Raw genomic sequence first — 12,994 nt, forward strand, 5'->3', positions numbered from 1 at the left:
CGCGACGGCAGGGGCGCCCGTGACGCACGCGATCCGGGCGACCGCCGTGGCGCCGTGGACGGCCGGGGTGCCCCGTACGGCGGCCGCGCCGCCGGGCGCAGGGGGAGCGGGTACGGGCCCGGGACGCCCGGCTGGGACGACGGGCTGATCGCCCGCCGCGCCCGTACCCGCTCCCCGGAGGGCGGACCGGACAACCTCCTGAACGGCGGCGGCGGGCACACCCCCATCGGCAGCGCGTACGCGGGACCGCTCCGGGCCCGGCTGGACGCCCTCGGCGAGCTTGTGGGCCTGTCGCGTACGAGGGTGGACGCCGCGGTGCTCGCCGAGGCGGGACAGGTGCTTGACGAGGCGTCGACCCGCCAGCGCCTCTCCTCGCGGCACACCGTCGTCGGGATCGCGGGCGCCACGGGCAGCGGGAAGTCGACGCTGTTCAACGCGCTGGCCGGCGTGCCCATCTCGGAGACGGGTCTGCGCCGCCCCACCACGTCCGCGCCCATCGCGTGCGTCTGGTCGGACGGCGCGGCGGGACTGCTCGACCGGCTCGCCATCCCCGGCAGGCTGCGCCGCAAGCCGCTCGCGGGCGGCGACGGCGACGAGGAACTGCACGGTCTCGTCCTCGTCGACCTGCCCGACCACGACTCGGCGGTGACGGCCCACCGCGACCAGGTCGACCGGGTGCTCGGCCTGGTGGACGCGGTGATCTGGGTCGTCGACCCCGAGAAGTACGCCGACGCCGCCCTCCACGAGCGCTATCTGCGCCCCCTGGCAGGGCACGCCGAGGTCACCTTCGTCGTGCTCAACCAGGTCGACCGGCTGCCCGGCGAGGCCGCCGAACAGGTCCTCGACGACCTGCGCAGGCTGCTGGACGAGGACGGGATGGCTCTCGGCGAGTACGAGGAGCCGGGCGCGACGGTGCTCGCCGTGTCCGCGCTCGGCGGCCAGGGCATCGGCGAACTGCGCGAACTGCTCGGCCGCTTCGTCCAGGAGCGCACGGCGGCGGAGCGGCGGCTCGCGGCCGACGTCGCCGCGGCCGCCGACCGCCTGCGCCCGGCCTACCTCGCACAGGGCAGGCCCGGGCTCGGGGAGCAGGCGCGCGAGGAGTTCGCCGACCGGCTCGCCTGGGCCGTCGGCGCGGTCGCGGCCGGCGAGGCGGCCGAGCGCGAGTGGCGCAGGAACGCGGGACGCGCCTGCGGCACCCCCTGGCTGCGGCTGTGGCGCTGGTACGAGCGCACACGCACGCCCGGCGCCGAGCAGCCCCAGGAGCCGCTGGTGGTGGAGGAGGAGGCCACCGCGCGGCAGCAGGTCGAACAGGCGGTGCGCACCGTCGCGGACGAGGCGTCCGCGGGGCTCCCGGCGCCCTGGGCGCACGCGGTGCGCGAGGCGGCCGTCCGGGGCGCCGAGGGCCTCCCGGAGTCGCTCGACGACCTCGCGGCCACGGCCGCGTCGCCGAGCGCCCGCCCGCCGCGGCCCGCCTGGTGGCCCGCCGCCGTGCTGGTGCAGGCGGCGATGACCCTCCTTCAGATCTTCGGCGCGCTGTGGCTGCTGGGCCAGATCTTCAGCGTCGTGCCGCCGGGCCTGCTGCCGCCCGCGACGGTGATGCTCGCGGGCATCGTCGGCGGGCCGGTGGTGGAGTGGGCGTGCGCCGCGGCGGCCAGGGGCCCCGCCCGTCGCTACGGGCAGGACGTCGAGCGGCGGCTGCGCGAGACCGCCGCCGGCTGCGGCCGGGCGAGGGTGCTCGATCCCATCTCGGCGGAGCTGATGCGCTACCGGGAGGTGCGCGAGCAGTTCGCCACCGTCTCGGGGCCCGGCAGGCTGCCCGGGAGCGTCATCACGGGCCAGGGCGCCGCGGGACGCGGCTCCGGCGGCTCGGCGGCCTTCTCGGGGACGGGTTCTCACTCGCTCGGGTGAGGGAGTTGTTCACAGCGGCCGGCCGCCCGGGGTGGCCGGCCGCCGGTCTGTCCACAGGCCCGAGCGGGGTGCGGCGAGGTGGGCCACTCTGGGTCCATGAACCGACGGCGGGGAGGGCCGCGATGACGGAGACGATGGTGACGCTGGTGGGGAATGTGGCGACCGGCGTCGAATTCAAGGAGTCGCCGACGGGCGGGGTGGCGCGTTTCCGCTTCGCCGTCCCCGCCCGGAGGTGGGACAGGGCGAAGGCGGACTGGACGGACGGCCCGACGAGTTTCTACACGGTCTGGGCCTGGCGGGCGCTCGCGGCCAATCTCGCCGCGTCCGTGTCCGTGGGGGAACCTCTCGTGATCCGCGGCCGGTTGCGGGTCAGGGAGGAGGAGCGCGACGGCGGCCGCCGCACGTTCGTGGACATCGAGGCCGCAGCGGCGGGCCACGACCTGACACGGGGGACCTCGGCGTTCCGCCGGGTCGCGCGGGGCCCGGTGCGGACGCCGGTGCGGCAGGAGGAGGCCGCGGCGGTGGCGGGGGCGGGTGGCGACGTCGGGCGGGAGCGGGACGGTGACCTGTGGGCGGTCCCGGTCCAGGACCGTTCACGCCGGCCGCGGCAGGGGCCCGTTCAGGCTCCGGCGGCAGCAGCTCCCGAGGCGGAGACGGAGCCGGTCGCGCTGGAGACGGCCGCGGCGGGTGCGAGCGGCGGGGACGGCGTCAGGAGCGGCGGAGGAGGCCGGAGCCGGACCCGGGCGGGCAAGGCAGCACGGGGGAGCCAGGAGTCGGAAGGGGTGTAGGGGCAGGAGAGCGGGAGAGCGGGAGGCCGGGCGTCCGGGTGAAGGAGCAGGAGGCTGGGCGAAGGGAGAGGGCCGGGCGAAGGGAGAGGGCGGGCGAGGGGGAGCCGGAGATGACGATGCGCTGACCGTGACGGCCTCCCGCCGGTGCTGGTGCCGGTGCCGTCGCGTCGGGCGGCCGGGCGATGGCCTGCGGGGCGACGCACGGCAGGGGATGGCGCGACGGAAGGCGGGGCGGCGGCCGACTGGGCGGTGGGCCGACGTTGTGACGGGCCGACGAGGCGGTGGGCCGACGGGGTGTCACGGCGTGCGAACGAGGCCGCCCGGCGGAAGGCCTTGTCGACAAAGTGAGTGTCCAGGGGTGGTGGTATTCCTGTGACATGCCCTTTCGCCGATAACGATTGCGATTCGGTACGGCCGTCCGAGCATGCGGTGGTCATGCGTCACATCTGGCCTCCCTAGGATTCCTGTTGTCCACGAGCCCGCTCAAAGGGGTTCCGGGCGAAGGGGAATTCGGTGCTTTCAGTGATATCGGCGGTCTCCGTGCGGTCGTCCGGCTCCGACCGGGAGCGGCGGAAGCCGTGTCCCGCCGGGCGCGGCGCGGTGCGTGCTGCGTCCGCGGCCGCGGTCTTCGGCCTGCTGGCCCTGGGAGTCGCGGCGGGCGCGGGTACCGCCTCGGCCGACGACTCGATGCCGCAGCGCGCGGGCGGTGCCACGGCCGTGCTCGACGGCCTGGACGTGCACGGCGGCGCCGTGCTGCACACGAAGGACGCCGACGGGCACAGCTCGGACGAGCAACTGGACGCCGGACTGTTCGAGATGAACGTGGACGGCGGCGGCAAGCTCAAGACGTACTGCGTCGACATCGACAACCCCGTGCAGGACGAGGCCCGGTACGTGGAGACGCCCTGGGCGGGAACCTCGCTGGGCGCGAACCGGGACGCGGGCAAGGTCCTCTGGATCCTGCACCACTCCTACCCCCAGGTCGACGACCTCTCGGCGCTCGCCGGGGCCGCCCGCACCGGCGCCCTCACGCCGGGGACCGCAGCGGCCGGTACCCAGGTGGCCATCTGGCGCCTGACCGACAAGGCCGACGTGGACGCGACCGACCCCCAGGCGGAGCGGCTGGCCGACTGGCTCGGGCGCAACGCCCGCACGGCCGCCGAGCCCCAGGCCTCCCTCAGCCTCACCCCCGGCACCGTGACCGGGCAGGCCGGCGAGCGGGTCGGGCCGGTCACGGTCCACACCGGCGCGCAGAGCGTGACGGTCCAGCCGCCCGCCGACGCGGCCCAGAGCGGGGTGCGCATCACCGACGCCGAGGGCAAGCCGCTCACGACGGCGAAGAACGGCAGCAAGCTGTACTTCGACGTGCCGGGCAGTTCGGGCCCCGGCGGCCCTGCCTCGGGCACGGCGCGGATGACCGTGCAGGCCACGGCCCCGGTCCCGGTCGGGCGGGCGTTCGCGGGCGTCAGCAAGAGCCAGACCCAGATCCTCGCCGGGTCCAGCGACTCCACCGTCTCCGCGACGGCCACGGGCACCTGGGCGCCGTCGGGCGCGGTCGCGACGCTCACCGCGCAGAAGAACTGTGACAAGGGCGGCATCGACGTCACGGCGACCAACAGCGGCGAGGGCGCGTTCCGCTTCGATCTCGCGGACGAGACCCAGGCCGTGGCGCCCGGCACGGCGAAGACGATCACGGTGCCGGTCTCCGAGGACCAGCCGTACGACTTCACGGTCACCGGCGACAACGGCTTCCGGCAGCGCTTCTTCGGCACGCTCGACTGCCGTACGACGAGCGCCGATCCCGGCAGCGACCAGGACGTCACCAGTCTGAGCGCGGCCTCCGTCGGCGGCCCTTCCGGCGGTGACGTCACGGACCTGGCGGGCAGCGACCTCGCCGAGACCGGTTCGTCCAGCGCCACCCCGGTGGTGGCGGGCGTCGCCATCGCGCTCGTGATCATCGGCGGCGGCGTGATCTTCGTGTTCCGCACCAGGAAGGGTGCACCGGGCGCGGAGGGCTGAGCCGCCGGGGCCGCATGCGCCCGGTGCCCCCGTGCCCCCCGTGCGCCCCGTGCGGTCTCCGGACACGGAGACCGAGGGACACGGGGCCCCGGGACGCTGAGCCCCGGCCCGATGGGTCCCCCCCGCGGGCCCCGGCCCGGTGGGTCTCTCCCCTTCCCCCGCGATTCCGGGCTGCGAGTCCCGGGCTGCAAGTCCCGGCATGCGAGTCCCGGGCCGGCGAACCCGGTGGCCCGGGGATCATGGGCTGCGGGTCCCGGGCCTGCCAACCCCGGATCCCCGGACACTCGGGGATCACGGGCCCTGGAGAGCGCCGTTCCCGGCGCGTCCGAGGGGCCTCGGCGGGGTGGCGGCCCGGTTGCCGGGACCGTGCCCTCCCGGGGCTCCGGGGACCGGGCGAAAAAAACTTCGCGGACGTTGAACGCGGATGCCCTCCCCCTACGTACTTGTGGTCGGGACGGGTGGCCTGGCGGGGCCACCCGTTTCCGCTGTCCGCCCGTGGACGCGACAGCGGGCGGGTCCGCCCGCGGCCTCACCGGCGTGCCGGCATGACAGCGAGCCGGCCGGCGCGGGGTCCGACCTCGCGGGCACGGGCGCGAGCGCGGCCGTCCGGCCCGCGGCCCACAGCCATCGGCGAGGGTCGGACGGTACGCCCCCGGCCCGAGTGATCGTCCTCGGGCCCTCTCCGGGCTCTCTCCGGGCCTTCTCCGGGCCTTCTCGGGGCCGCGCACGGGCTCTCGGCGGTGACCGGCGTCGCCGGAAGGTGGCCGGACAACCGGCGGACCGCCCGTGCGAACGGGCAGGTCACAGCGCATGGGGCGGATGGGTTTTCGCCCCGGGCTGGACGGCTGGCAAGATGGGGTGTATCCGCCCTCACGCGGCGGTGCCGCACATTGGCCCTTCTCGATCTGCCGGACGGTTTCTCTTGGCTGAGTACATCTACACGATGCGCAAGGCGCGCAAGGCGCACGGCGACAAGGTCATCCTCGATGACGTGACGCTGAGCTTCCTGCCGGGCGCCAAGATCGGTGTGGTCGGTCCGAACGGCGCCGGCAAGTCCACCGTCCTGAAGATCATGGCGGGCCTCGAGCAGCCGTCCAACGGCGACGCGTTCCTCTCGCCGGGCTACACCGTCGGCATGCTGCTCCAGGAGCCGCCGCTGGACGAGTCGAAGACGGTCCTGGAGAACGTCCAGATGGGCGCCGCCGAGATCATGGGCAAGCTCCACCGCTTCAACGAGGTGGCCGAGCTGATGGCGACGGACTACTCCGACGCCCTCATGGAGGAGATGGGCAAGCTCCAGGAGGACCTCGACCACGCCAACGCGTGGGACCTGGACACGCAGCTCGAGCAGGCGATGGACGCGCTGGGCTGCCCGCCCGGCGACTGGCCCGTCACCAACCTCTCCGGCGGTGAGCGCCGCCGGGTCGCGCTGTGCCGGCTGCTGCTGGAGGCCCCCGACCTGCTGCTGCTCGACGAGCCCACCAACCACCTGGACGCCGAGTCCGTGCAGTGGCTGGAGCAGCACCTCGCCAAGTACGCAGGCACCGTCGTCGCCGTCACCCACGACCGGTACTTCCTCGACAACGTCGCGGGCTGGATCCTGGAGCTCGACCGCGGCCACGCCATCGGCTACGAGGGCAACTACTCCACCTACCTGGAGACCAAGCAGACCCGTCTCAAGGTCGAGGGCGCGAAGGACGCGAAGCGCGCCAAGCGCCTGAAGGAAGAACTGGAGTGGGTCCGCTCCAACGCCAAGGGCCGCCAGGCCAAGTCGAAGGCCCGTCTCGCCCGCTACGAGGAGATGGCCGCCGAGGCGGACAAGATGCGGAAGCTGGACTTCGAGGAGATCCAGATCCCGCCGGGCCCGCGCCTGGGCAGCGTCGTCGTCGAGGTCGAGCACCTGTCGAAGTCGTTCGGCGAGAAGTTCCTCATCGACGACCTGTCGTTCACGCTCCCGCGCAACGGCATCGTCGGCGTGATCGGCCCCAACGGCGCCGGCAAGACCACGCTGTTCAAGATGATCCAGGGCCTGGAGACCCCCGACTCCGGCTCGATCAAGATCGGCGACACGGTCAAGATCAGCTACGTCGACCAGGGCCGCGAGAACATCGACCCGAAGAAGACGCTCTGGGCGGTCGTCTCGGACGAGCTCGACTACATCAACGTCGGCCAGGTCGAGATGCCCTCGCGCGCCTACGTGTCGGCGTTCGGCTTCAAGGGCCCCGACCAGCAGAAGCCGGCCGGCGTGCTCTCCGGCGGTGAGCGCAACCGCCTGAACCTCGCGCTCACCCTGAAGCAGGGCGGCAACCTGCTGCTCCTCGACGAACCGACCAACGACCTCGACGTCGAGACGCTGTCCTCCCTGGAGAACGCGCTGCTGGACTTCCCCGGCTGCGCCGTCGTGGTCTCCCACGACCGGTGGTTCCTCGACCGCGTCGCGACGCACATCCTCGCGTACGAGGGCGAGTCGAAGTGGTTCTGGTTCGAGGGCAACTTCGAGTCGTACGAGAAGAACAAGATCGAGCGGCTCGGTGCCGACGCGGCCCGGCCGCACCGCGCCTCCTACAAGAAGCTGACGCGCGACTGACATGGCCCGCTTCCTGTATCGCTGCCCCCTGCGCTGGGCGGACATGGACGCCTTCGGGCACGTCAACAACGTGGTCTTCCTCCGCTACCTGGAGGAGGCCCGCATCGACTTCATGTTCCGCCTGGCGCCGGGCGACGGCTCGGCCTCGTTCTCCGGCGGGTCCGTCGTGGCCCGGCACGAGATCGACTACAAGCTGCCTCTCGTCCACCGCTACGAGCCGGTGACCGTCGAGCTGTGGGTGACCGACGTCAAGGCGGCCTCGCTGACGGTCGCGTACGAGGTCAAGGACGAGGCGACGGAGGACGCGCCGGAGCAGGTGTACGTGCGGGCGTCGACGGTCGTCGTGCCCTACGACCTCGACGCGCGGCGTCCCCGCCGGATCACGGCCGAGGAGAAGTACTTCCTGCAGAAGTACCTGGACGACGAGTGAGCACGGGCCCGCGGTCACCGGCCGGCGACGGCACACGGCCCGCGGGACCCGGCGCACGACCGACGACGAGTAGGGACGGGGTGGGGGTTCCTCGTGGGAGCACCCGGTGACAAGTCCACGGAGGCGGCGCGGTCGGTGCTGCCCCTGGCCGACGCGGGCGAGGCGGCCGACCTCGCGGCCTTCCTCGGCAGACTGCTGCACTACGACCGGGCCGCGGCCGTGCGGCTCCAGGCGGGCGACGGCGTGCTCGCGGTGTTCGGACGGCCGCCCTCGTTCGAGGTCGTGGCGATCCGTACGGTCCGGCTGCGCGCCCCCGGTGGGCCGGACGCCGCCGGAGCCGCCGGCACGGGCCCCGCGCGCGCGACAGTCCGGATCGATGTGACCGTCTCCGCGGGGGACCTGCTGGAGGGTGTCGCCGAGGACCGGGCCGAGGTGACTGTTCCCGACCCCGTGACCGGACCGCCCTGGGCCGGCGTCCTGCCGCCCCGCGGCGGCTGGCGCCCGGTGCCCGGCCTGCCGGGACTCGGTCAGATGGCCCGCTCGCTCGCGGGTGCGGTCGCCGAATTCCGGCGCAGGGACGAGGAGTTGCCGCAGGACCGGCGTACCCGCGACGAGCGCGACCGCATCGGCCGGGAGATCTGGTCGCGGACCGTGGGCGAGACGACCCTGCCGCTGCGCGCGGTGCACGCGGCCCGCTCCGTCGGCTTCCTGCGCCCGCCGGGGGCCGCGCCGGGCGCGGCCGAGCCGGCGCTGTTCGCCTCGGGCGCCTGGCTGCGGCTGCGCACCGCCTACGGGTCCGTCGCGGTCCGGGTCGGCGAGGCCGGCCTCGCCGCACTGCCCGGTCTGAGCGTCGTACGGGCGTAGTCCCCCGGGCGGATGACGTGGCGTCCGCGCGGTCCCAGCGCCGGACGGGCCGGGGACGTGTCCGGCGGGCGCCCGGGAGCGTGGTCACCGGTGGCGCTGAGCGCCGGGTGCAGGCCCGCCGAGAGTCGCTTTCGACTCGTCGACCAGTCCGGTCAGACGCGCGACCTCGTGATCGCGCAGTTGCTCGGCGACCGCGGAGGCCTCGACGTTGGACCGGAGGTGATCGGGTCTGCCTGTCCCGGGAATGACGACCACGCAGGGTGAGCGGCGCAGTAGCCAAGCCAGCGCGATCTGGGCGGGCGTGGAGCCGAGCCGCTCCGCCGGGTCGACGAGTTCCTCGTGGTCGACGAGCCTGCCGGCCGCCAGCGGGAAGTAGGGGACGAACAGGATGCCCTGGGCCTCGCAGTCGGCGAGAACCTGGACGCCGCTGCGGTCGAGCAGGTTGAAGCGGTTCTGCACCGCCGCGATGGGGGTCACCTTCTGTGCCCGCGCCAGCATCTGCGGGGATGCGCCGGACAGGCCGATCCGGCGGATCAGTCCCTGGTCGCGGAGCCCGGCCAGCGTGCCGAGTGACTCCTCCAGCGGCACGTCCACGTGCGTGCCGGCGGTGTCACCGGCCAGCCGGAGGTAGGTCAGCTCGCTTGCGTCCGTTCCCAGGTCGGTCAGCGCCTCGGTGACCTGCCGCCGGATCGTCTCCGGGCGGCCGTCGACGACCCAGGACTTGTCCGGGCCGCGATCCCCGCCGACCTTGTTGCCCACGATCACACCCTCGGGGATCGGTCTCAGGGCCTGGCCGATCAGCTGGTTCACCGTTCGCGGACCGTAGGCGTTCGCGGTGTCGAAGAAGGTCACGCCCAGCTCCACGGCCAGGCGCAGCATCCGCCGTGCCGCCGCCGGATCCTCCGGGAGTCCCCACACCCTCGGGCCCGCGAGCTGCATGGCGCCGTAGCCCAGACGATTCATCAGATCCTCCTGCCTAACGACGATACGCGATGGGGCGTATCAGTGCTGGAGCAGTGATACGCCGCATCGCGTATCATTGCAACCGTGGACGACGCGAAGACCCGGAACCGTCGGCGGATCCTGGAAGTGGCAGCCGAACTACTGGAACGGGAGGGGGCCCAGGCGCTCTCGACACGCTCGGTCGCGGCGGCCGCGGGCATCCGGGCGGCCTCTCTCTACCAGCACTTCGGCGACAAGGACGGACTTCTGTCGGCACTGGCCGTCCACGCCTTCGACGTGTACGTGGCGCGGAAGCAGAATCTGACTCCGAGTGGCGATCCGGTCGACGACATGCGCCGCGGATGGGACGTGCACGTGGACTTCGGTCTGGAGCACCCCGCCTTCTACCTGCTGATGTACGGCACCGACCGCCCCGGCCGCCGTCCACCTGTCGCGCGGGAGGCTCAGGAACTCCTCATGGCCTTCCTCCGTCGAGCCGCCGCCCACGGCCGTCTGCGGGTACCGCCTGCCCTGGCCGCCGACCTCCTCTTCGCCGCGGTGACCGGCGTCACGCTTTCCCTGATCGGCGTCCCCGAGGACGACCGCGACCCCGAGGTCTCACCACGCATGCGGGACACGCTGATCAGCTCCCTGACCACCGACAGCGCCCCGGCACCGGGCCCCACCCTCGCCGCTCGCGCGCTCGCGCTCGACGCCGGCCTCGGCGAAGCCGATCCGGCCGCCATCCCGCTGCGCCCCGTCGAGACAGCGCTCCTGCACGACTGGCTCAGGCGTCTGGCCCGCTAGAGGGACCTAAGGGGCCGTGGCCGGACCGGGGGCAGGCCGCCGGGCGGAAGGCGTGGCGTCCGCGCGGTCCGAGCGCCGTCCGCGCCCGGGCCGGCGCTCGGCCCGGGCGGTACGCGGCCACGGGACGTTCAGGCGTGACCGGCGTCGTCCGGCCGCACCTCGATGTGGTCGGGGGCCAGCTCCAGCAGGACGCGGTGCTCCATGTGCAGCGCCTCCGTGTATTCCTGCGGCAGTTGGAGGCGGCCCGCGCGGTCCAGCATCGCGTACTCCCTGGCGACCTGGGACTCCTGGCCCGTCGCCGCGTCGACCTCGGTGCGGCGCAGGACCTCGGAGGACGTGCGGCCGTCGCGGATCGCGACGGTGCGGCGCACCTCCGTGGCGACCTTCTGGTCGTGCGTGACGATGACGATGGTCGTGCCGAGCCGCTCGTTCGCCGCGCGGAACGCGGCGAAGATCTGCTCGCCCGTCGCGGAGTCCAGCTCGCCGGTCGGCTCGTCCGCGAGGAGCACCGAGGGCTCGTTGGCCAGTGCCACCGCTATCGCGACCCGCTGCTGCTGGCCGCCCGACATCTGCTGGGGCGTCCGGTCCCGGCAGTCGGAGACCTCCAGCAGGTCCAGCAGCATCCCGGTGCGCTCGGCCCGGTGCGCGCGGGCCCGGCGGCCGCCGGGGCCCTTCAGCTGCATGGGCAGGGCGATGTTCTGCGCGGTCGTCAGGAACGGCATCAGATTGCGCGCCGTCTGCTGCCAGACGAAGCCGACGACTTCGCGCCGGTAGGCGAGGCGCTGCGCGGCGCCCATGGCGAGCAGGTCGCGGCCGGCGACCCGCGCCGCCCCGGCGGTCGGCTCGTCCAGCCCCGCGAGGATGTTCATCAGCGTGGACTTGCCGCTGCCCGACGCGCCCACCAGGGCCATCAACTCGCCCTCCCGCACCAGCAGGTCGAGGCCCTGGAGGGCCTGCACCTCCACGCCGTCCGTCGTGAAGACCCGTACGAGCCGGTCGCAGGTGATCAGTGCGTCGTGCCCGTACTCGGGCCTGTCGCGCCGGGCCGCCGCCCGCCGCTCCAGTTCGTCGAGGGACGTGCCGGCGCGAAGGGCCGCGCCCGGCGGCGTCCCCACCGGGCCGTCGCTCACGGGCACCTCCTGCGCGGACCCTTCGTCCGGGGCACGGCCGCCGTCGGGCGCGCCGCCCGGCGGCGCCCCCTCCGGGGAGGTGCCACCGGGGGACGTGTCGCTCATGTCGGGCCTCCCGCCCTCAGTTCCCGCACCGCGCGGCGGCGCGTGGACAGCCATGCCTGGATCGCGGCCACGCCCGCAGCCACGACGACGACGGCGATCGCGGGCACCAGCAGTGACCAGGGGTCGAGCCGCAGCCGTACCGGCGCGCTCTGCGTCGCGTCGGACAGGGCGAGCCGTGTCAGGTCCAGGCCGGGCGCGAGCAGCGCGATCGCGGCCCAGCCGACGAGCGCGCCGCCGAGCGCGGCGAGCAGCGCCTGCGGCAGTGCCTCCAGGATCAGCAGGCGACGGCCCTGGCGCCGGGTCATGCCGAGGGTGCGCAACCGGGCCAGCAGCGCGATGCGTTCGGGCGCGGCCTGCACGACGCCGAGCAGCAGCGCCAGCACGGCGTAGCCGGCGCTCGCCGCGACCGCGGTCAGATAGACGCGCTCGGCGCCCGTCTGGAGCGGGGAGTCCGTGAACGACGCCCGCACCTGCGTGCGCACCCGCACCCCGAGGTCCCCGCCCGCCGCGTGGACGCGGGCCCTCAGCGCCGCGGCGTCCAGCGAGGCACCCGTCACCAGCAGTGACGTGTCGGCGTGGCCTGGCAGCCGGGAGCCGTCCACCACCAGGTAGTCGCCCCCGGGCAGGGCCGGCGTCGCGGAGCGTACGGCGGCGACGCGGACCCGGAAGCTGCGGGCCGGCTCGTCGATCTCCGTCACCCCGGAGCCCAGGCGCTCAGCGGCCCCCGGGGACGCGATCGCCGGCAGGACCCCGGCGCCGTCGCCGTGCCCCGCGCGCGCCGTCAGGACGCGGGCGTCGAACGCGCCCCGGCCGGTGCGCCGCGCCAGCCGCGCGTACGACGCGGGGTCGACGGCCAGGAGCGTCAGGTGGGTCCCGGCGTCGGCCACGGTGCCCGCGTCCAGCACGTCGAGGTCGTCGCGCTGCTCCACCGGCGCCACGTCCGTCACGCCCGGCACCCGGCGCACCGCCTGCGCGAGCCCCTTCGGCAGGTTCTCCGCGGCGGTCACCGAGGCGTCCGCGCCCACCGCCGTCAGCGCGGCGTCCTCGCGCGCGGCCGTGACGCCGGTGAGGACCGAGCCGCCGAACGCGGCGGTCGTCAGCGCGATCAGCAGCCCGAGCAGCGGCAGGGCGGCCGTCGCGTGGGAGCGGCCCGCACGCGCCAGCGACAGGAAGCCGGTCGCGCCGCGCCCGCGGGCCGCGGGCAGCGCCGCGAGCCGTAGCGGCAGCGGGTGGAGGCGGCCGAGCACCAGCGCGGCGATCACCCCGACCAGTACGGGCGCGAGGCTCACCAGCTGGTCCACCTGGCCGCCGGCGTCCGCGCCGCGCCTGCGCAGCGCCACGACGGCACCCACCGCGAGCACCAGGAGCGTGAGTTCGGCGACCGTGCGCCGCGGGGACGGCTTCGCCCGCGTCA

General features: G+C 74.4%; 9 protein-coding genes and 1 pseudogene. 7 read left to right on the forward strand and 3 right to left on the reverse strand.

Translation table 11 applies throughout. From position 1 onward, the window contains the following. The 6 genes and pseudogenes from L1885_RS13270 to L1885_RS13295 all read left to right on the forward strand — a co-directional run. On the forward strand, positions 1–1,908 hold a 1,908-nt coding region (locus L1885_RS13270; RefSeq protein WP_372481939.1), incomplete at its 5' end, for a GTPase. 122 nt (positions 1,909–2,030) lie between these two features. Continuing rightward, positions 2,031–2,495, forward strand: a pseudogene (locus L1885_RS29395) (single-stranded DNA-binding protein); the annotation flags it as partial. Positions 2,496–3,296: 801 nt separating this feature from the next. Then, positions 3,297–4,715, forward strand: a complete 1,419-nt coding sequence (locus L1885_RS13280; RefSeq protein ID WP_235797287.1) for a Cys-Gln thioester bond-forming surface protein — start codon at positions 3,297–3,299, stop codon at positions 4,713–4,715. A 922-nt stretch (positions 4,716–5,637) separates the two neighbouring features. Then, positions 5,638–7,302 carry an energy-dependent translational throttle protein EttA gene (gene ettA / locus L1885_RS13285; RefSeq protein WP_235797288.1) on the forward strand — a complete coding sequence of 555 codons (1,665 nt, stop codon included), beginning with the start codon at positions 5,638–5,640 and terminating at the stop codon, positions 7,300–7,302. 1 nt (position 7,303) lies between these two features. Continuing rightward, a complete protein-coding gene (locus L1885_RS13290; RefSeq protein WP_235797289.1) occupies positions 7,304–7,732 on the forward strand; it encodes an acyl-CoA thioesterase in 429 nt (142 codons plus the stop codon). Between the two features lie 93 nt (positions 7,733–7,825). Further along, the gene (locus tag L1885_RS13295; RefSeq protein WP_235797290.1) at positions 7,826–8,596 is read left to right on the forward strand and encodes a DUF8010 domain-containing protein; all 771 of its coding nucleotides are present in this window, start codon (positions 7,826–7,828) and stop codon (positions 8,594–8,596) included. An 84-nt stretch (positions 8,597–8,680) separates the two neighbouring features. Here the strand turns inward: L1885_RS13295 and L1885_RS13300 are convergent, their stop codons facing one another. After that, on the reverse strand, positions 8,681–9,559 hold the full coding sequence (locus L1885_RS13300; RefSeq protein WP_235797291.1) for an aldo/keto reductase: 879 nt from the start codon (positions 9,557–9,559) through the stop codon (positions 8,681–8,683). 84 nt (positions 9,560–9,643) lie between these two features. Between L1885_RS13300 and L1885_RS13305 the strand changes: the two genes are divergently transcribed. Further along, positions 9,644–10,345 (forward strand): TetR/AcrR family transcriptional regulator, encoded by a 702-nt coding sequence (locus L1885_RS13305; protein ID WP_235797292.1) that lies wholly within the window; start codon positions 9,644–9,646, stop codon positions 10,343–10,345. A gap of 128 nt (positions 10,346–10,473) precedes the next feature. Here the strand turns inward: L1885_RS13305 and L1885_RS13310 are convergent, their stop codons facing one another. Together L1885_RS13310 and L1885_RS13315 are read right to left on the reverse strand one after the other, a co-directional pair. Continuing rightward, the gene (locus L1885_RS13310) at positions 10,474–11,580 is read right to left on the reverse strand and encodes an ABC transporter ATP-binding protein (RefSeq protein ID WP_235797293.1); all 1,107 of its coding nucleotides are present in this window, start codon (positions 11,578–11,580) and stop codon (positions 10,474–10,476) included. Then, on the reverse strand, positions 11,577–12,994 hold a 1,418-nt coding region (locus L1885_RS13315), incomplete at its 5' end, for an FtsX-like permease family protein (RefSeq protein ID WP_235797294.1). The genes L1885_RS13310 and L1885_RS13315, both read right to left, overlap by 4 nt.

It is taken from the genome of Streptomyces fuscigenes (assembly GCF_021556455.1).
In the GTDB taxonomy this organism is placed as follows: domain Bacteria; phylum Actinomycetota; class Actinomycetes; order Streptomycetales; family Streptomycetaceae; genus Streptomyces; species Streptomyces fuscigenes.

Bases quoted from the DNA above. Each gene is read 5' to 3' on its own strand.
- L1885_RS13290 (WP_235797289.1), top strand. From the start codon at position 7,304: ATGGCCCGCTTCCTGTATCGCTGCCCCCTGCGCTGGGCGGACATGGAC.
- L1885_RS13300 (WP_235797291.1), bottom strand. From the start codon at position 9,559: ATGAATCGTCTGGGCTACGGCGCCATGCAGCTCGCGGGCCCGAGGGTG.
- L1885_RS13310 (WP_235797293.1), bottom strand. From the start codon at position 11,580: ATGAGCGACACGTCCCCCGGTGGCACCTCCCCGGAGGGGGCGCCGCCG.